At 44.8% G+C, this 19,090-nt stretch carries 16 protein-coding genes; 3 read left to right on the top strand and 13 right to left on the bottom strand.

The window, feature by feature from the left end:
* Positions 1–383: 383 nt before the first annotated feature.
* Positions 384–1,940 carry a BCCT family transporter gene (locus MKY66_RS16005; protein WP_076210453.1) on the top strand — a complete coding sequence of 519 codons (1,557 nt, stop codon included), beginning with the start codon at positions 384–386 and terminating at the stop codon, positions 1,938–1,940.
* Between the two features lie 289 nt (positions 1,941–2,229).
* Here MKY66_RS16005 and MKY66_RS16000 read toward each other — a convergent pair whose 3' ends face one another.
* Together MKY66_RS16000 and MKY66_RS15995 are read right to left on the bottom strand one after the other, a co-directional pair.
* Entirely contained in the window at positions 2,230–3,462 is a 1,233-nt protein-coding gene (locus MKY66_RS16000; RefSeq protein WP_076210455.1) for an MFS transporter, read from the bottom strand.
* Between the two features lie 216 nt (positions 3,463–3,678).
* Complete coding sequence (locus tag MKY66_RS15995) at positions 3,679–4,239, bottom strand: XRE family transcriptional regulator (protein ID WP_076210457.1); 561 nt, start codon at positions 4,237–4,239, stop codon at positions 3,679–3,681.
* A 319-nt stretch (positions 4,240–4,558) separates the two neighbouring features.
* On the opposite strand from MKY66_RS15995, the gene MKY66_RS15990 reads away from it, so the two are divergent.
* Complete coding sequence (locus tag MKY66_RS15990; RefSeq protein WP_339805212.1) at positions 4,559–5,194, top strand: NAD(P)-dependent oxidoreductase; 636 nt, start codon at positions 4,559–4,561, stop codon at positions 5,192–5,194.
* Positions 5,195–5,225: 31 nt separating this feature from the next.
* Here MKY66_RS15990 and MKY66_RS15985 read toward each other — a convergent pair whose 3' ends face one another.
* From MKY66_RS15985 to MKY66_RS15945, 9 genes are all read right to left on the bottom strand, one after another.
* On the bottom strand, positions 5,226–5,711 hold the full coding sequence (locus MKY66_RS15985; protein ID WP_076210459.1) for a nitroreductase family protein: 486 nt from the start codon (positions 5,709–5,711) through the stop codon (positions 5,226–5,228).
* A gap of 16 nt (positions 5,712–5,727) precedes the next feature.
* Positions 5,728–6,312: a nitroreductase gene (locus tag MKY66_RS15980; RefSeq protein ID WP_076210461.1), complete on the bottom strand. Its 585-nt coding sequence runs from the start codon at positions 6,310–6,312 to the stop codon at positions 5,728–5,730.
* A gap of 11 nt (positions 6,313–6,323) precedes the next feature.
* Positions 6,324–6,806, bottom strand: coding sequence for a MarR family transcriptional regulator (locus MKY66_RS15975; protein ID WP_076210463.1), 483 nt, complete (start codon positions 6,804–6,806; stop codon positions 6,324–6,326).
* A 263-nt stretch (positions 6,807–7,069) separates the two neighbouring features.
* Complete coding sequence (locus MKY66_RS15970; protein WP_076210465.1) at positions 7,070–8,032, bottom strand: amidohydrolase family protein; 963 nt, start codon at positions 8,030–8,032, stop codon at positions 7,070–7,072.
* Positions 8,033–8,048: 16 nt separating this feature from the next.
* Positions 8,049–9,542 carry an ABC transporter substrate-binding protein gene (locus MKY66_RS15965; protein ID WP_179088510.1) on the bottom strand — a complete coding sequence of 498 codons (1,494 nt, stop codon included), beginning with the start codon at positions 9,540–9,542 and terminating at the stop codon, positions 8,049–8,051.
* Positions 9,543–9,598: 56 nt separating this feature from the next.
* Positions 9,599–10,480: a carbohydrate ABC transporter permease gene (locus MKY66_RS15960; RefSeq protein ID WP_076210469.1), complete on the bottom strand. Its 882-nt coding sequence runs from the start codon at positions 10,478–10,480 to the stop codon at positions 9,599–9,601.
* A gap of 17 nt (positions 10,481–10,497) precedes the next feature.
* A complete protein-coding gene (locus MKY66_RS15955; RefSeq protein ID WP_076210471.1) occupies positions 10,498–11,430 on the bottom strand; it encodes an ABC transporter permease subunit in 933 nt (310 codons plus the stop codon).
* 333 nt (positions 11,431–11,763) lie between these two features.
* Positions 11,764–12,984, bottom strand: coding sequence for an amidohydrolase family protein (locus MKY66_RS15950; RefSeq protein WP_076210473.1), 1,221 nt, complete (start codon positions 12,982–12,984; stop codon positions 11,764–11,766).
* 23 nt (positions 12,985–13,007) lie between these two features.
* On the bottom strand, positions 13,008–14,267 hold the full coding sequence (locus MKY66_RS15945) for an amidohydrolase family protein (protein WP_083657017.1): 1,260 nt from the start codon (positions 14,265–14,267) through the stop codon (positions 13,008–13,010).
* A 112-nt stretch (positions 14,268–14,379) separates the two neighbouring features.
* Here MKY66_RS15945 and MKY66_RS15940 point away from each other — a divergent pair, with 112 nt between their 5' ends.
* Positions 14,380–16,128: a PucR family transcriptional regulator ligand-binding domain-containing protein gene (locus tag MKY66_RS15940; protein ID WP_083657018.1), complete on the top strand. Its 1,749-nt coding sequence runs from the start codon at positions 14,380–14,382 to the stop codon at positions 16,126–16,128.
* A gap of 228 nt (positions 16,129–16,356) precedes the next feature.
* On the opposite strand, the gene MKY66_RS15935 is transcribed toward MKY66_RS15940, so the two are convergent.
* Positions 16,357–17,322, bottom strand: coding sequence for a glycosyl hydrolase (locus MKY66_RS15935; protein WP_076210476.1), 966 nt, complete (start codon positions 17,320–17,322; stop codon positions 16,357–16,359).
* A 33-nt stretch (positions 17,323–17,355) separates the two neighbouring features.
* Positions 17,356–19,035 (bottom strand): ABC transporter substrate-binding protein, encoded by a 1,680-nt coding sequence (locus MKY66_RS15930; RefSeq protein WP_076210478.1) that lies wholly within the window; start codon positions 19,033–19,035, stop codon positions 17,356–17,358.
* Between the last annotated feature and the right edge of the window lie 55 nt (positions 19,036–19,090).

The following is a 19,090-nucleotide window of genomic DNA, read 5'->3' as shown; positions in this document are numbered from 1 at the left end:
GAACAATTGACGATATTCGCCGCTTGTAAAATCCGGTCATTGAATCTACATTACAATATCAGAAAATAATTCGTTGTTTACTGACATACCAGACTCAAGTCTTCTCATCCCTATCACCCTATCATATCTTCGGAATCTTTTTCATTATAATAACCTTATTTTGGAGTTGAATTCTCTTTGGAATCGCCTTCTCATTTTACTCTAAAATGAGCATAACTAAACTTCATAAGGGCAACGGAAAAGGGAACGAATAAACCGACGGGTGTTTCATTACACGGCGGTTTGTTTTAATTTATCAACAGCTAGCTTTCCGAAATATTACAAGTCGGACTAGCACATACTAAGGAACAGTTGGCTAAGCTTACATAACGGAGGGTCTCATCATGGTATTTACAATCACAATTATTATCGTTGTACTGTTTGCAATATGGGGAGCCGTCGCTCCTGCTCAGCTGGCGGATGTGGCTAATGTTGCCTACAACTTCTCTATTCAGAATTTTGGCTGGTTTTATTTGCTAGCGACACTGTTCTTCCTGATCTTTGCTTTCTATCTGGCGTTCAGCCGATTTGGCGGTATTAGGCTGGGGGATGACGATGATGAGCCGGAATATTCTACGGTTTCCTGGCTGTCCATGCTGTTTAGCGCTGGTATGGGTATTGGGCTGGTTTTCTGGGGAGTTGCTGAACCGCTGTCCCACTATTTATCTGCACCGGAGGGCGCGGTACCCGAAACAACGCAAGCAGCAAGACTTTCAATGCGTTATTCCTTTTTCCACTGGGGGCTTCATCCTTGGGCTATCTATACCGTCATCGGCTTGGCGCTCGCTTACTTCCAGTTCCGGAAAGGCTACAAAGGACTGATCAGTTCCACCTTTATTCCGCTGATCGGTGAACGTCTTGCTGCAGGCTGGCTTGGTAAGATCATTGATATTCTTGCAGTCATTGCAACGATCTTCGGTGTTGCAACCTCTCTTGGATTGGGTGCGCTTCAGATCGGTGGGGGTCTGAATTACTTATTCGGTATCCCAAACTCGACGCTGTCCCAGATTGTCATTATCTCAATTGTTACCGTACTGTTTTTGATCTCGGCAACCTCCGGTCTGGATAAAGGTATTAAGATTTTGAGCAACACCAACCTAGTTATAGCTGTGCTATTGATGGTGTTTGTATTGGTGACTGGACCGACTTCTTTTATATTTGACACATTCACGACAACATTGGGCAGTTACATGCAGAATATTATTAACATGAGTTTGAGACTGACACCGTTCTCAAGAGAAACCTGGATTGGAGCATGGACGTTATTTTACTGGGCATGGTGGATCGCATGGGCTCCCTTTGTTGGCACGTTTATCGCAAGGGTATCCCGAGGAAGAACCATAAAGGAGTTTGTAATTTACGTCATGGTTTTTCCAAGCCTGTTCGGATTTATCTGGTTCTCCGTTTTCGGTGGAACAGGACTTCACCTCGAATTGTTTAATGCCGCCCATTTGGCGGAGGCCGTCAAACAAGATACGACAACCGCTTTATTCCTTACACTGGAGCAGCTTCCTTTGGGTACGATCATAGCATTCATTGCTACACTCCTGATCATGACCTTCTTTATTACGTCGGCTGATTCGGCTACCTTTGTGCTAGGTATGCTGTCCTCAGATGGCAAGCTGGACCCGAGTACGAGAGTGAAATTAACCTGGGGAATCATGCAGTCCGCCATCGCGATAGTCCTACTGATCAGCGGGGGGTTGAACGGTCTCCAGACGGCCTCCATTGTTGCCGCACTGCCGTTCGCTGTTGTTCTTATTGGTATGTGTTTCTCCCTGCTCAAGGCTCTGCAAGCTGAGGACAGAGAGCGCCGTCAGAAAGAAAAACGGCAGCGCCAAAAACTGAAACGACTGCTGGAGGAACAAGAACACTCGCTGAATGAAATTCCCGGCAGGTAATGTATACTTGATGTTAAAACAAACAAAAGCCCGCGTCGTTGCGGGCTTTTGTTTGTTTCATGTATTGAGTTTTTGAGATCTGTCATGAATTCTGTTTGAATCCCAGGCAGAATGATTTCTAACACTTATTTATACTATGAACGTTCCCCAGTTCCCGAAGGAGTTAATGTACAATGAGGACTGGACAACTTGAGTTTGTTTATTTTGGGCTATTTCAACGGTTGCATCAAGGAGTTTGTTCGTTATTTCAGATTTATCAATGGCCACCATAATTTTGTCAAACATAGTATCATCCTTTCCGTGGCAATTCGTAACCATTTCGACTACCTACAACACGATTACTTGCTGCTCCTATACCAACTATAAATAGTAACACGGAAGCCCCAAGAAGAATGAAAAGTGGCAGGTGCCAACTATTTGTTGCATCGTGCAGATATCCTATAAGGGCTGGACCGATTGCGGCAAGAAGATATCCGATCGATTGGGCCATGCCGGATAGTTCTGCTGCTTGATGCGCATTTTCAGTGCGTAACCCGAAAAACATCATGGCCAAACTAAAAGCGAAGCCTCCACCAATTCCGAGTATGACGATCCACAACAGAATGACATTAGAACTTCCGTAAAGAAGTCCAAGCGTCCCCGTCAAAAGCAAAATGGATGTGATGACCACTAACAAACGTTGATTAGACATACGCCCTGCAATAACAGGGACAATAAAGGTAAATGGAAGCATCGCTAACTGCATGATCGAGAGGTACCATCCAGATTGGTTGGAATCAATTCCTTGCTGCTTTAAAATTTCAGGCAACCATGCGATCAATACATAGAAAACCATAGACTGTATACCCATGAACAAGGTTACTTGCCAAGCAAGCGGGGATCGCCAAACATTCACATCGTTGCTTGCCATGTGTTGACTCGTCGTTGCAGTTTGTTTCGTTTGATTTCTTAATTGGGGTAACCAACAGAGGATCGATACAAAGCTTAGAATCCCCCATATTCCCAATGCTCCCTGCCATTTTAGCCCTGCGTTCATGGCTAGCGGTACACTGATTCCCGATGCGATTGCTCCACATAAATTCATTGAAATGGAGTAAACTCCTGTCATGGAGCCAATTTTATTTGGAAAATCCCTTTTGATTATACTTGGCAATAATACATTACATATGGCAATGGCGAATCCAAGAACCGCTGTTCCAATAAACAGATGAACTGCGCCAGATAAAGATCGTATTACAATACCAACAGTCAGAAAGATTAGGGCAATCAAAATGATACGCTCAACCCCATACCTCCGTCCTAATTTTGGTACGAGAGGCGATAATAAAGCAAAGGCAAGCAAGGGTACCGTTGTGATCAGGCCTGCTAATGTATTTGAAATATGAACGTCATCCCTTATAAAACCCACTAAAGGACCAACTGAGGTTAAGGGAGTACGTAAATTAGCTGCAATAACAATAATGCCGAGAATGATCAACGCTACAGAGGATTGCACGAATTTTTTATTTTGTTTATTCGGCATTTTTCATTTCTCCTTCCTGAATTCTTACGTATAATATTAGCTTCCTAATTCGTTAAAAACTTTGCTATAACATCCGCGCGAATAATAAAAGTATAGTATAATATACTTTTATAAACAATAATTATTTTATAATATACTAAAATTGAATAAAAAAATACAACTCTGAATTCCCGTCATGGAATTCGGAGTTGCATTTAATAAGTGGATTTTCGGCGACTAGAAACCATATTTTAAGGATATATGGAGCACTGTTTCGTTATTCGTATGATTGGTATAAGCATGGGGATCATCTGCACGAAAACTGATCGTATCATATTGATTCAATGTGTACATCTCTCCATTAACTTGTAACTCGATGGAACCCGTCATTACTGTCGCAATTTCAGTTGTATTCACATGATGACCTTCAGGGTAATACGAGCTATTAGGCTGTAAGTATGCCCGACACATTTCAATATCGTTGCTTTTAAAGACGGGTTCAATGACCCAATTTTTTTCATCATTAGAAAACCGCAGTCCCTCCCCTGCTCGATACAAACTAACGGGTTTCTCTGATGTGAACAAAGCCAATAGCGGTAAAGATATTCCTTTTGAAATTTTCCATATGATGGCCAAAGTTGGATTTGTCTCACCACGTTCGATATTCCCCAGAGTAAGTTTGCTTACACCCGTTAATTCTGATAAGTCGTCTAAGGTCATGTTTTTTTCTTTTCTATACTTTTTTAATGCACCGCCGATTTGTAATACAATTTGTTTTGACTCATCGATTTCATCCATTTGATATTCACCTCAACAAAAAACTATATAGCTAGTATATTGTTTATCGAGATTCTTTTCCATTCCGGTTCAATAGAACGTAATGAAATCTTCTTGATAAAATTGTATTAAAGGATAAAATGACGAGCATCAACGGTTTTATTTGAAGAATGGTAGCTTATGAAAGGTGGTTTAGCAATGAAAATTCTCATGGTTGGCAATTTTAGCGAGACCTCAAAATCCAATATTGCAGGGAGTTTTCCGCAAGACTGGAACGTTGTAATTGTTCCGCCCGGCCAATGCTGCAGGAGTGAATGCACAGGCAGTGGCCGAGCATGTCATGGCACTGATATTGTCTTATTATAAAAACATACCGTTTCTTGATACTTTCATGAAAAATAAGATGGATGAAAATCAATTGGACTATACAGGGAGTGAGTTAAAGGGAAAAACGATTGGGATTATCGGTTTGGGTGCAATTGGAAAAAAAGTAGCTGCGTTTTGCAGGGTTTTTGATATGAATGTGCTGGCGTATGCAAGAAATGCCACTGTACAATCGGACGATTTTGTGAAAAAGACGGATTTTGATACTCTTGTAAGTACATCGGACATAGTTAGTGTACATGTACCCTTGAATGAACAAACTAAACAGCTAATTAACAAAGCGACATTCAAAAAAATGAAAAATACCGCTCTTTTTATCAATACAGCCCGCGGCGGCATTGTCAACGAAAGAGATTTGATTGATGCATTAAAAAACGGGGATATTTCAGGCGCATGCCTGGATGTGTTTGAATCTGAACCGCTTCCTATTGATAGTGAACTCCGGAATCTGGGTAATGTGATACTTACTCCCCATACAGCGGGAATGCCTGATGGTCGGAAATTTCATAAAACAAGATATGATTTCTTTATAAAGAATATAAAACGTGTAGAAAATGGTGAGGAGCCTGAAAACAAGCTCAATCAGTTATGATGTTTTGGTGCAATAAAAATTGATCGCCACCCTACAGCAGTTCAAAATGAAGTTGAGTCTCAGGTAACTCCGTATTCCCTTTCCACTGATTTGCACCGTATCCCAATTCCAGAACCGCAGCAATGCGCTCGTTACTCAGTACACCAAACATTTCAGTACGGCTCGAATCGTACATCCAGTCATGCAAGGTACAGCGCACACCCAGACTTTGCTCATGAGCCAGCAAGCGGAAATTCTGAATTAGGCAGCAGACAGCTGCAAAGTCCTCTTCTCGCTTATATTGATCCGCCTCTTCCTTCACCAAGACCAGAAGATATGCAGGGGCAGGCTCCTGTAATCCCTGCATGATGTCCCCATACCGGTTATCGGCAAAGATAAATCGCCACGGCTCTCGGAGTCCATCATTTGGCGCCCATACGGCATGATTAAGCAATTCAAGGATGAGGTCGTGCGATACCGGTTGTTCCAAAAACTCACTCGGACCGCCCATGACTCCTTCCAGATCTGACAATTTCATTTTATATCCTCCTCTTCTATGTAGACTGTCCTCGCAATACGGTCCATTTCTGCTCGGCTGGTGTTCTTTTCCGACTTCTTGGCGCTTTGTCGTAATATCCTATATGAAGAATACCAACAAATCTTTCATCCTCACGTAAGCCAATTCCATTGAAGAATGCTTCATGCTGAATCATGGACTCTGTATCCCATAACATTCCTAACCCTCGTTCCCAGCCCAACAGTTGGAAGCTCTGCATCACCCCGCAGGCAGCCGCATAATTGCGATCATTGGTCAGACGATTCGGTCCTACAGTGGACATAACAATGACGTGGGCAGGAATATCGGTAAATCTCTTTTTAAAAACATCCAGAAGTTTCCCTGGAATCAACTTGCCGAGCTTGCTTTGTGACATCTGTTCCAGCATGCAGTCCACCAACCGTTTGCGAGCTTCTGGAGTTCCGGCATATACTACACGCCACGAGCCAGACTCAACCAATGGTTGAAGCCTCATAGCCTTACGCAGTAATGCTACAATTAACTCCTGGTCCACCGGCGTAGAGTTACATTTACGAATACTCCTGCGCTCCCTGATCAATTCCGCCAGACTCAAATGCTTCACTCTCCTTTGTTCTATCTGGATTCAATATTTATACTGCTGTCTTGAAGAAATTGATGGATTACTTTTAGCTCCGCTTCCGAATATTTGTCGAGAGTACGATAGAAGCGCTCAGCCTCATGTATATGCAGACGTTCATGCAGTTCAAAGATTTTTTTACCTTGCGGTGACAACCGGAAATAGCTTTCCTTTTTGTTGTCGTTCATTTTTGTACGTTTGACGAATCCTTCCTCGAGCAGTTTGTTGCCAATTTTGGTGATACTTGCTTTGGACAAATTCATCGCCTCAGCAATACCCGTGTTGTTAATAGGCTCATGCTTGCCTATGCAATCTATCATATGAACCGCGGTCAAATGCTGAGGGATTTTCTCGATGCTTTCACGCTGGGCGATACTTAGGAAATGCTCGATTTCTTTATCCTTGTGGTTCTCATACACATGTAAAAAACGTATAAATTGGTCATAAAGCAACTGTTTTGTTCGATCTTTTGAGATCATTCTTTGATCGCTCCTTATTTACTTGTAAACAAAAATATCATTTAAATAGTAGGGTTTTCTAAATGAATTATTATATTTAGTTTACTGGTGAACAATATATCATGAATGATAATGCTTATCAACTATATTCTCTGAAATTGTAACATCACCCTACAATCCAAGACAGAGACCTGCCTTGAACGGATTATCTTTTAACCTGCTCGTTAGTTAAACAAAAGCAGCCGATCACGCTGATCGGCTGCTTTTTATCGTTTGCTGTCACTTTAAATTAACTTTTTCTCTATATCAAAAAGCTTGGAAATGCGGGGAAATAGACGAAAGGCATTGCCATAAGCGATCGCCTTCGCGTTTTCTTCGCTGATCTGCTGTGCTTCATGGAATACCGACTCCCGCTGTATACGAAGGACGCTGTCCGCTGGCCAAGGTATGTCCGCTCCGAACAGAATCCGATCAGGCGCAATCAACTTTTGGATTGTGCCGAGGTTCAACGTGGAATCATAATAAAGGTGGTCCAATTTGGCTATTTCAGCTTGAAATTGTTCCGGTGTTGTTTCAACCTGAATCGAATCTTGCCCGATGGCGGCAAGTGCAATTCTCCATTTGATATACGGCACCATGCCCCCTGTATGGGGGAGAATGAACGTAATGGATGGGTATTGGTCGAAAATGCGATGAACAGCCATGGTAGTAACGGCCCGCGTCGTATCGAATGTGCCCTCAAGTAGTGCAGGACTAAGCCCAGCGATTTTTTGCGGTATGAGGATGGGATGTAGAAACACAACAGCACTGCGTCGATCCAATTCGGTTAACAATTCGGTGTAATCTGGATGGCTTAAATATTTCCCCTGATAACTTGTTAGTATTGCAACACCATCCATCCCGAGAACATCAAGAGCATACAAGGTTTCTTCCATGGCTGCTGCGGGATCCGGGAGTGGAAGCGTTGCAAACGCACCATACCGCTCAGGATGAAGTTGAGCATACGATGCAAGCTCTTCATTCATTTTACGTGCCAATGCGTTGGCAGACGATTGGTCAATGAACGTCAGATCTGACGGGGCTGAAAGAAATGAAAATGAGATGTCACATACATCCATTTTTTGCATCCCGATCTCGGGCGTCCACTTTGGCATAAAACTTGGAATCTCCATTCCCAGCTCCCGCTGCTTTCGTTGCATTTCTTTAGAGATGATATGGTGGTGAACATCAATGACAGGATTAAACATACGTGATCAGCTCCTTCTATTTATTTTCAAGCCATTGGTTTAACTGGTTTTGCTTTTCCTTCAATATTTTCTCTACGCCTGCATTCTTTAGTTTGTCGAGATAAGCACCCAGTTCTGACGGGTCAAAAGTTCCTGTCTGAAAGCCTGCATCATACTGGTTTTGGACGTTGGCCACCGAGGTAATTTGTGTTTTGACCGGATTGATGTCGAAGCTGAAACCCATCGCCCTTGATTTTACGGCACTCTCGTTTTCGCCCCTCAACTGCTCCCACATGTCAGGATCGTTCCCTTCCCATATATAGGACAGGAAATTGTTCCCCACGGCATATTGGTTTGAATCGTATCCTGTTGCAGTAACACCTTCTGGCTTGCCAATCAGGTCATTATCCCGCTTTACATAATGCTTGCCCTCAATTCCATTGGTAAACAGATTAATGACTGCTTCGTCCGAGTAAAACAGTTCCAATACTTGAATCGCCTTATCCGGCTGCTCACTGTTCCTTGCCAAAGACATCATGTTGGAAGCTACGCTATTACGCGTCATGTACGAGTCCTCAAGAGGTACGCATACAAGTTCAGTCCCAGCCGCAAGTGATTCCGAGTAACACTCATTGATATTCCGGATATACGAGAAGGCTTTGCCTGCCTTGATCAGATTGGACCCCGTTTCCTGTGACGTTGCGACGTCTTTGCTGAAATAACCTTTTTGGTACCAATCACGCATCAGGTCAGCCATTGTGGAGAACCGCGAAGTCGCAAAAAGATTCTGCACGGTGAAGTCCTCCCCGCTAAAATCCAGCACGCCAGGTGCTGTTCCCAATGGATCAAAATTCAGCATGGCTTGTCCAGGTGTTTCCTGCGAGGTATAGCTGACAATCGGCGTGACACCCGGCTCATTGTCCTTGATGCGCTGTAATACAGCAGAGATATCATTCCAGGTTTTTATGGCGCTAAGGTCAATATCATGCTTATCGGCAAGCTCTTTGTCCATCACAAAACTGGGAGAAAGTGCCCAAGCTTTAATGCTGGGAACGCCATATGTTTCGCCATTCATCTTCCCGGCTTCTGCGGCTTCCTCCGGAACAGCCTCCCGTATCTTTTTACCGAATTCATTCAACGATTCGTCCATGGGCAGTAACTGCCCCCTGCCGATTTGGGATTCAAGGCCGAACCAAACGCTGGTATACACCAGATCCAGTTTCTCGCTGCCCGCCAGCATCAAGTTCATTTGATTGGCATAGTTCGATCCATTAACAGGCAAGAGCTTCACGGTGGCGCCTACCTTTTCTGCTGTAATATCACTGATGGCTTCCTGAATTTCCTTAACATCTGTTACATCCCCAAAAGCCGGATACGTCATGACCACTTCATACATGTCTGTAGCTGAAGCTTGCCCAAGTTCTGCTCCCTCCTTACTGTCTGGACTTCCGCATGCCGTCAACAATAGAGGGGCCGCGCAAATTAAGGACATTACCTTTATGAAACCCGCAGGCAATCTTTTTCTGAACATCTTCATTCACTCCCCATGTTTGCTTTTGGATGTGACATCTTGGATACGAAGCATGACTAACCTTTTACGGCACCAATGGTCAATCCCTTGACGAAGAACTTCTGGAAAAACGGATACGCTGCGATCAGTGGCAACACGCCGATTACGGCAATAGCCATTCTCACACTGCCAAGAGGTACGGATGAGACAACAGCCGTCTGGCCAGACAAACTGTTTTGCTGCAAGTACTGGACATCAGACAACATTCGATTAAGCAGGTTTTGAATGCTGTAGAGGCTTCCGTCATTGATGAAAATCAGACCGTTAAACCAATCGTTCCAATACGAGATCATGAGCATTAGACCAATGGTTGCCAGGCTTGGGAGAGCAAGCGGGAGAACGATTTTGCAATAAATAACCCATTCGTTGGCTCCATCCACATAGGCTGACTCCACGACTTCGCCGGGAATTGATGTGGAAAAGAAACTGCGCATCAACAAAATGTAGAACCCGTTGGTCAGTAAATTCGGGATGATTAGCGACCAGATGGTATCTTTCAAATGGAAGAGGTCCGTATAAACCAAGTACATGGGCACCAGCCCCCCATTGAAAAGCAGGGTGAAAAATACGAAGAATGACAGGAACGAACGAAATGGAAGCACATTTCTGGATAGCGGATAAGCGACCAGGGTTGTGATCAACAATCCAACGATCGTGCCCACGACCGTGATGAACGTCGTAATTCCATACGACCGCAGAATCAACGAATACTGATTAAACAGATACACATAAGCATCGAAGCTGAATTGAGCCGGAAACAAACGATAACCATCCCTGATAATGGCTTGTTCCTCGGTTAGGGAAGCGGAGATCAGAAGTATAAACGGAAACACTGCAGCGATTCCCATCATGATGAGCACGAGGTGAACAGCCATTTGATATATCCTATTTGAATACATGTTGTCCTCCCCCTTAGCTAAAACAGCGCCAAATCCCGGTTTTTGCGACGAACGATCGCATTCGTCGTTAATACTAACAGAAAACCGACAATGGACTGGTACAGTCCGGCAGCGGATGACATTCCGAAATCCCCGAAAGTCATCAAACCACGATAAACGTATGTGTCAATGACATCGGTAGTCGTTTGCAGTGCACCCGAATTCAGCGGAACCTGATAGAACAATCCGAAATCGGAATTGAAGATGCGTCCCACTGCAAGAAGTACCATAATGACCATCGTGGGTTTAAGCAGAGGAAGGGTAATGCTCCAGACTTGCCTCCACTTGGATGCTCCGTCCAGCGTAGCGGATTCATAATATTCTTGGCTGATGCCTACGATTGAGGCCAGATAAACAATGCAGGTATAACCGACGTTTTTCCACAGATATACGACACTTAATATAAAGGGCCATTTACCGGAATCCGCATACCACGACACGGGGTCAATCCCCAGCAAAGGAAGCACGTAATGGTTGACGAATCCGTTTTCCTCGTTGAGCAATGCCAGAACCAAGTAAGCGACAATGACCATCGAGATCAGATAGGGCAGCAAAATGATGCTTTGGTACAGTCGGGAGGCAAATCGCTTTTTTACCTCGTTCAACAATACGGCCACAGCTATGGAGAGCACTGTTCCAAGCACGATAAATGCGCCGTTGTAGAGTAACGTGTTTCGGGTAATCACCCAAGCATCCTGTGTTTGGAACAGATAGGCGAAATTATCGAAGCCTACCCAGTCACTTCCCCAGATTCCTTTTGCAAAATTGATATCTTTGAACGCGATCACAATGCCGAACATGGGCAAGTAATTGTTGATGAACAGATAGACGATGCCTGGCAAAATCATGATCAATAACAGCCCATGCTTTCTGATGTTTTGGATGCGGTTTGCATGGAAACCTCGACGCATGTCTCTCTCCCCCTGTTCGTAACAATGATGTTTGGTTTGTGTAACTCCTCCAATATCCCTCCTATTCTATTAATGTCAGTTTATGTGACTTAAAATTGTTCTTATATGAATAATACGATGTAAGTAAGCCTCAGTCATTGGTGTGATTCACTAAAAAAAATGATTTCATTTGGATTATTACACCAAAAGAAAAGCCTGTCTAAATTTAAATGTTATGTATTGTAACATTCACTGCATTGAGCAACGTATTATAAGCCCTGTGATCAGCCTTTTCATGCCAAAAAGCAACGCATCTGCAAAAGGATGCGCTGCTTCATGTTTAATTAAAGATTGTTACGAATGGATGGCTGCCATCTGTCTGCTGTTCGGAAACATTCGACCACCAACAAGCACACCACCCGAAAATACAGCTTCGCGTGGAGGTGCCGCCGCCAACGCATGCATCGCATTTATGGCATTTACCAACGAGAAAGCACCTCGTTCACCCACTTTTGGAGTTAATGGCGCATTGGATATAAGCTTGTACGTTTCTAACAGCCAGAAGTCTTCCACCCAACCGGATGCTTCAGCGAGACGTGACCCACGGGAGAGCATATCGCCATTTCCGAATGGGCTCCACGAATCCAAAATGTTATCGGAACCGATATGCACGGACACTCCCGTTTCCATCAACAGTTTGATGGGGGGCATAGGCCTGTCAATGGGCACGCTTGTCATGATGGCTGCGCCGGCCGCACACAACCTTTCCGCGAGTGAGCGCACCTCTGTTTCCCCAACCTGGCCCAAACAGTAGGCATGGCTTACCGCGGTACGGCCGGACATACCGGCTTGTTCTGTCAGTTCGGCGAAGCGGCTGATCGTGTATATTCCGAGATGACTCGGGTCATGAAGATGCAAGTCGATGCCCGCAGAGAATTCTGTCGCAAGTTCGAACATGGCTTCCAGACTGGCATCCACCCGGCGGTCCAGTCCGGCCGGATCCACACCACCAACATAGTTAGCTCCAGCACGAAGCGCTTGCCGCATGACGGTAACGGAGTCAGATCGAAGCAGGCCTTGCTGGGGAAACGCCACAATTTCCATATCGATGCGTCCCTGGTACATCTCACGCACTTCCAAGACCTCCTCAAGATGAGAGAGGCCAATTTGCGGATCCACGTCAACGTGTGTGCGGATTGCCGTTGTACCTTGGGCTAGCATTAAATCCAACATTCGTTTCGCACGTTCTCCCGCCCCGGTCGGTAGTTCTCCCAACATGTTTTTCTCAAATTCCAACTGGCCGGGCAGCGTGACAAACGGCTGCAAAGACTTCCAAGGCTCCCCAATAAAATGCTTGTCAAGATGGGTATGCATATCTGCCATTGGCGGTACATAGTGGAGCCCGTCCGCGTCAATGACGGTTGTCGCCCTACCGGCAATATTTACAGATGTGAGATCCGCATCCGTTCCGGCAGTCTCAATGCTGACAATAAGTCCTGTTGTTTGATCAATCGTTAGATCAAACAGGTTTTCCGACCATTTGACATTTTTTACGAGTGTTAACCCTTTCTCCATAACGCCATCCCCTTACTTCATAATTAGATTGTTTCGATCTCATCCGACAACCACGGTAATTCCAAAAGTTTTGAGTCGGTACAAGCTACCTGTAATCCCGATTTCCAGACCGTGCGGGCCTCCGGTTTATTAAGCAGAACTTCCCTTTCCGACCGCTCTCGGAACAATACCATATCAGCCGGAGCGTCAACCTTAATGCCATAGTTTTCAATGCCTAACGCCTGTGCCGCGTTATGCGTCAGCATGTTGGTCAAGATGAGCGCATCCCGTTTGCTGCCCATGTACGAAGTAATTGCCAATAACCAGGCAGCCTCAATCGGGTCTGTTTTGCCAAACGGCGTGAATGGGTTGCGCACATTATTGACGCCAATTGCCACATTCACTCCACAATCCTGCAGCAGTTTCACAGGAGTCAGACCTCTATGATGTCCTTCGGAGCCTTCCCTTCCATTCAAAAAGAGGTCCGTCATCGGCAGCGTAATGACGCTGATTCCGGCAAGACAGAGAAGCTCTCCGATAGCCAAAGCTTCGTGTTCAGGGAGGGAACCGAGCGAGGTTACATGTCCGGCGGCTACATGCCCCTGCATTCCTGCAGCAATGGTCCTTCTTGCAATTTCCACAACGGCACGGTCGTTGGAATCGACCGAGAAATCCGCGTGAAAATCCAGTGGTTTTCCGTACTTCCCTGCCAGAGCAAATGCAAAATCCAAGTGTGCCCCTAGGTCTGCATCCTGATACGTGATTCCTCCGATCACATCGGCTCCCATACGAACGGCCTCTTCCATCAACTCAGCAGTCCCCGGACTCTTGAACACCCCTTCTTGAGGAAAGGCAACAACCTGTAAATCCAGTTGGTGTTTTAAGGATTGTTTGAGACGTAGAGCAGATTCGACAGCTCTGAGTCCAAGAACCGGATCAACCTCTGCATGGCAACGCATATGGGTTACACCATTCCTGACGGCTTCCCGAATGACAACCAGCGAGCGATGATACATGTCCTCCCTTGTGAACGAACTTTTCAGTTTGGATGTTATCTGAATCGCGTCCTGGAGAGACTCCGCCTCCCGATCCATGGAATCCAGCAAATATGCTTTTTCCAAATGAATATGCGGCTCGACGAATCCGGGCAGCAATAAGCCCCCTTTGCCCTGCACTACACGAGACGCTTCGGTTTTCCTTTCCCCGCATGGCGTGACAAATGAAATCTTGCCTGAGGATATCCCGACATCCATTCGCCTTTCATCCCCGGAAATCACCGTATCTGTGATAAGTAGATCAATCATTACATCCTCCGTTCATGTACGCTTTTATTACACGCAGGAAACACTTTAAGCATAATTCACTCCTTATGAGAAATCATTGGATGAAAAGGATAAAAATAATTAGCAATCTTGGATGATCAAACCAAAGATATTTACTCCACATGATCGTAGTGTTATATTACTTAACAATAAAATAACTTGTTCCAGAAAGGGATGGGTCGATGTGCTGCTGACAGATTTGCTGAAAAACGGCATTTACGATGATGCCAGAGTGATTACGGGGCATAAGGGTCTAGTACGTGAGGTTCAAACGGTCAACATTATGGACTGTCCGGATATCATTCGGTTTCTAAGGCCAAACGAGCTCTTGCTGACCAACGGCTTTTTTATGAAGCAGCAGCCAGAGATGTTTATTCAACTAATCAGGGACATGCAGCGGCTTCATTGCTCGGGGTTGGCCATCAAAACCAAGCGCTTTGAACTGCCAATCCCTGATGAAATACTTTGGGAAGCGGACCAGAACGAATTTCCCATCATCGAAATTTCCGATGTTCGTCTATCCCTCGGCGAAATTTTGCAGCGATCGACCAGTGTGATTCTGAATAACAAGAGCGACGAACTGCAATATGCACTCAGCATCCACAAAAAATTCTCCGAGATGATCATGCGCGGCAAAGGAATTTCCAGCATTATCGATTCCCTGTCCAAACTGTTCTCCTCCCCAGTCATCCTGTTAAACTACAAATGGCAAACTATCTCTGCTTCCAACCAGAATACAAGTGTTGCTGAACTCACTGCAGCCGCTGTAAATACACTTCAAGACTTGTCCGATATTTCGAGTCCCACTTCGTTGTGCTTCATCAACCCATCAGTCCGAGAGCGTTCCTGCATGCTGGTATATCCAGTAAAAACTTACCGCCACGAAGGCTATTTGTTATCCTTTCATTCGCCCGATCAATGGACTGGCCTTTTTGGTCTGACGCTTGAGCAGGCCTCCAACGTCATTGGAATGGAGCTGACCAAATCACAGGCTGTCAAAGAGCGCTCCCGCAGGCACAAAAACGAATTCTTTTCCGATCTGATTGAGGGATATATCACTTCTGAGCAGGAGGCGCTGAACCGCGGCAAGAGATGTGGGCTTATTAAGGGGCGTGCAAGCGTTGTGCTGACCATGCGTAATGACGAGGCACATCACATGCATCAAAGATTTCCTAATTACAAAGGTTCGGCGCCTTCAAAAGGAGATAATATCACGGAGCAAGAGGAGCAATACGAGCACATCAAACGTCTTTTTGGTGGGTTGGATCATTCCTTCGTCATGTTTACCAAACATGATACCTACTGCCTTCTGCTATCTATCCCTGAGTCGGGGTGGGATGAGGCAAAAATCACCGAGCAGCTGTCAGGAATGCTTAAAGAGCTGCATCATGAGACTGGACTGAGTCTGTCGATCGGCATTGGCAAACCTGCAACAAATGTACTCGGCGTTCGTCATTCTTATACAGAAGCGGTTAATGCATTGCAATTCGGCTACTGGCTAAAACGCAAGCAATTTGTCCAATCTTACCAAGCCAAGGACATCGGATATTTATTCCACATGCTTCCCCATAACGAACTGAAACAATTTTATGACGCGACCTTAAACGGATTGCTGCACATTACAGACGAACATGAAAAAAAAGAGTTGCTGCGCACCCTGAACGCTTTTTACGATACACAATGCCAGCTTGTCGAAACATCCAAGCAACTTTTCGTTCATCGAAATACGGTGGTGTATCGACTGGAAAAGTGTGAAAAACTCCTGGGGGTGAAACTCAAAGATCCAACTGAAAGCTTACGAATCCGCATAGCGATAGCCATCGAACCTCTGCTACTTCAATAAGACGAAGTGAGAAATCGTCAAATCGGACATCATTCAGATACGTTGTCGGCAAGACTACATCTTCTGCTATTCAAAGGCTTGATCAACTTCGTTTCTAAATTTGGATAATAAAATAAGGACGGATATACTCCGCCCTTATTTTTCGTTTTATCACGACACACACTCAAACATGCGTTCCTTTTCCTTCGTTTCACGCCTGTTCGGCTGCCAAGAGGTGTTTTTGAATATTTAATATAGCTTTGGTAGTTTGTCCAATGTTATAGCATAGTCACAGTGATATGCACTGCGCAGCTCCTCTTTTGTCGTAAACTTCTCCGTCCTACCAAAATCCTGAGACCATGTCATAAACCACAGCCACGGGATGCGCGAGGTGGACAAGCTTCTAATACTCGGAATCGGGCCAATCTCCCCGATAGCAGCAAGTTTTGGAGTTCGTGTAACACCAATCAGTTCATCAAATTCCTTACGTAAATCCGTATGTTGGTGAGCTGGGGGATACATATCCCTGGAAATAATGTCAACCACGTCATCCCCAACGTAACCTTCGACCAACGGTGAGTTCCACACCCAAATTAAATTATTTAGATTATGATAATGCGTATACCTCTCATACATGATACGGTACAATTGTTTTGCGATTTCCGGGCCTTGACTACCCCACCAGAACCAAGTGCCTTCCGCTTCATGAAATGGTCTCCACAAGATCGGAATACGTTTGTCGCAAAATTCCCGGAGGATATTGGCCATATGGTCCATATCGGACAACAGGGCTTCATATTCTATGGTTCCTTCCGTAATCGCTTTACTTACGTTAAAATTTGTATGCTCCGAATAGAAGCTTTTATCCCGTCCACCAAGCGGTGAAAACCAATGCCATGTGAACGTAAGCAAGCCTCTGTTGTTCTCCGTCCACTCCCAAGCTTTTTGCAGCGTATCCTGGTTTTCAGCAACTTCCAGCAAACACTCTTCGCCGCTATTTTCATAATTAATGTTTGGAGAATACCCAAGAAGCTCGAATCCGCATAGTGCCGGCCACTTCCCTGTTACTTGATAGATGTAGTTTAATTCCTCTTGCGCCATGGTTTGGGTGTGCTGTCCCGTAATGATGCCAGTCCCTTGAATCTCGTGGAAATAGTTGAGCACAGAACGTACTTCTTCCGATGCATTAGGATTGCAAGGTATCGATCTCATCATATCCTGCCTTTCTGTCTATTCTCAATTGAATACTTATTGACCGCTCCACAGTTTAACACGGTCTTTCACATATTGACCAAAAGCCTCTTCCATCTCTTCCACTCCAGCCTTTTCCAATTCCGCCATGTACTCATCCCAGACTTTATCAAAATTTTCCGGTTTGGCCATTACTGCTTCGGGAATTCGTTTCCATGTGATATCCTTCATTTTGGCCATTAATATTGTCGCCTGGCTATCGCTTGGCAAAGCAATATTGTAAACCGCCCCGGCTTTTCTTTCAGGAAACTCTTCTTCTTTTGGGAAAAGATCTCTCCAATGCTCGACTTTGTAAGCGGCCAAAGCATCTTTTTCGTGTGCACTGTAGGTCGCCGTTAAAAGGTCACTGTTCGTTTTCGTATAATAATTGCCTGTAGAGTCCTTAATTCCGTCACCATAATGAACCGATAGGTTCCAATACAGGCCGAGACCCGATTCCTTCATGTAAGCACTACCTTCGTTGTCCATCTTTTCTTGAACATCATTCGGTACAGTTCTTTTTCCATTCTCTACAACGTAATCTTGTCCTTCGATCCCCCAGTTCATCAGAATTTGTCCTTCTTCCGAAGCCAGGTAATCCAAAAATTTGATTGCAGCCACAGGATCTTTGCACTCGCTGGAAATCGCGATCCCATATCCTCCGTCAAACCCAGCGGACCAGAAATTAGTATCCTTATACTCTTCAGACAACGTTACTGGATAATGACCGTAAGTCTGGTCAAATTTCCCTGCAGCCTTCAATGCCTGTTGAGCATCACCATAGTCCCATGCAGGGTCGATCAGGCCAAGCACACGCCCAGATGAAACCTTGGATTTGAATTGATCCGTCTTTTGGACAAAACTTTCCTTATCCAATAAACCTATGTCGTTCATATGGTTCAGCCAGCGGAAATATTCTCTTTCCTCTGGACGGCGGAAATGATAAGTTACATCAAAAGTTTCTTGGTCCACATAGTACTCTCCATCATCCGGTGCACCTGTCGTAAAAAATCCCATGTTCGTCACCTGATACATATGCCAATCATCGGCATTAATGGTTAGTCCGATATTTTTGTTACCGTTATCATCTGTTGGGTGTTTAGCTATATAGTCTGTAAGGACCTTCTCGTAGTCCTTTACCGTACGAATTTCAGGATAACCAGCTTCTTTTACAACACGATGTTGAAGTTGGAAGCCACCGTCGGCTTTGAATTTACGTTCATCGATAGCAGACCAAGTCGGAATGGCATAGATGGCTTGATCCTCCAAACTATATTTGGCACGAACAATCTTATCGCCAAGCATCTTTTTAATATTAGGCGCATGTTCTTCAATCAAGTCCGTCAGATCGAGAACTGCACTTACATCCACTAGCTTGCCAAGATCAGCCTTAGCAGCTATGAGATCGGGAACTTCACCAGTGGCAGCCATGATGGATACCTTTTGCACAGGGTCCCCCACTGCGAATTCAGCATCCAAAACGACACCTGTTTTCTCTGTGATGACTTTTCCTATACGGTCATTCATATTGTTCCAGTTAGGACTTCCATCCTCTGAAAAATAAGTAAGTGTGATAGGATTTGAGCCATCTTGACTTGCTGATTCCCCACCACCACTTCCACTGCAGGCTGCGAGCTGACTGAGCAACAGACCAGCTGAAAGTAGTGTTACTGCTGTTTTTCGGGTTCGCTTTCTCATAAAAACAACACTCCCCATGTTTCAGATAATTTAAGGATACAAAGTCATTTACGGT

Origin of the sequence: Paenibacillus sp. FSL R5-0766 (assembly GCF_037971845.1) — a bacterium.
Lineage (GTDB): Bacteria > Bacillota > Bacilli > Paenibacillales > Paenibacillaceae > Paenibacillus.
The sequence above is the reverse complement of the archived record's forward strand: the minus strand, read 5'-3'. Positions and strand labels throughout refer to the sequence as shown.

Excerpts from the sequence above, each read along its gene's own strand:
- MKY66_RS15990 (WP_339805212.1), top strand. The coding sequence starts at position 4,559 with ATGGCACTGATATTGTCTTATTATAAAAACATACCGTTTCTTGATACT.
- MKY66_RS16000 (WP_076210455.1), bottom strand. The coding sequence starts at position 3,462 with ATGCCGAATAAACAAAATAAAAAATTCGTGCAATCCTCTGTAGCGTTG.
- MKY66_RS15975 (WP_076210463.1), bottom strand. The coding sequence starts at position 6,806 with ATGATCTCAAAAGATCGAACAAAACAGTTGCTTTATGACCAATTTATA.
- MKY66_RS15995 (WP_076210457.1), bottom strand. The coding sequence starts at position 4,239 with ATGGATGAAATCGATGAGTCAAAACAAATTGTATTACAAATCGGCGGT.
- MKY66_RS15950 (WP_076210473.1), bottom strand. The coding sequence starts at position 12,984 with ATGGAGAAAGGGTTAACACTCGTAAAAAATGTCAAATGGTCGGAAAAC.
- MKY66_RS15960 (WP_076210469.1), bottom strand. The coding sequence starts at position 10,480 with ATGTATTCAAATAGGATATATCAAATGGCTGTTCACCTCGTGCTCATC.
- MKY66_RS16005 (WP_076210453.1), top strand. The coding sequence starts at position 384 with ATGGTATTTACAATCACAATTATTATCGTTGTACTGTTTGCAATATGG.
- MKY66_RS15955 (WP_076210471.1), bottom strand. The coding sequence starts at position 11,430 with ATGCGTCGAGGTTTCCATGCAAACCGCATCCAAAACATCAGAAAGCAT.
- MKY66_RS15940 (WP_083657018.1), top strand. The coding sequence starts at position 14,380 with ATGATCAAACCAAAGATATTTACTCCACATGATCGTAGTGTTATATTA.
- MKY66_RS15965 (WP_179088510.1), bottom strand. The coding sequence starts at position 9,542 with ATGTTCAGAAAAAGATTGCCTGCGGGTTTCATAAAGGTAATGTCCTTA.
- MKY66_RS15970 (WP_076210465.1), bottom strand. The coding sequence starts at position 8,032 with ATGTTTAATCCTGTCATTGATGTTCACCACCATATCATCTCTAAAGAA.
- MKY66_RS15935 (WP_076210476.1), bottom strand. The coding sequence starts at position 17,322 with ATGATGAGATCGATACCTTGCAATCCTAATGCATCGGAAGAAGTACGT.
- MKY66_RS15945 (WP_083657017.1), bottom strand. The coding sequence starts at position 14,267 with ATGATTGATCTACTTATCACAGATACGGTGATTTCCGGGGATGAAAGG.
- MKY66_RS15930 (WP_076210478.1), bottom strand. The coding sequence starts at position 19,035 with ATGAGAAAGCGAACCCGAAAAACAGCAGTAACACTACTTTCAGCTGGT.
- MKY66_RS15985 (WP_076210459.1), bottom strand. The coding sequence starts at position 5,711 with ATGAAATTGTCAGATCTGGAAGGAGTCATGGGCGGTCCGAGTGAGTTT.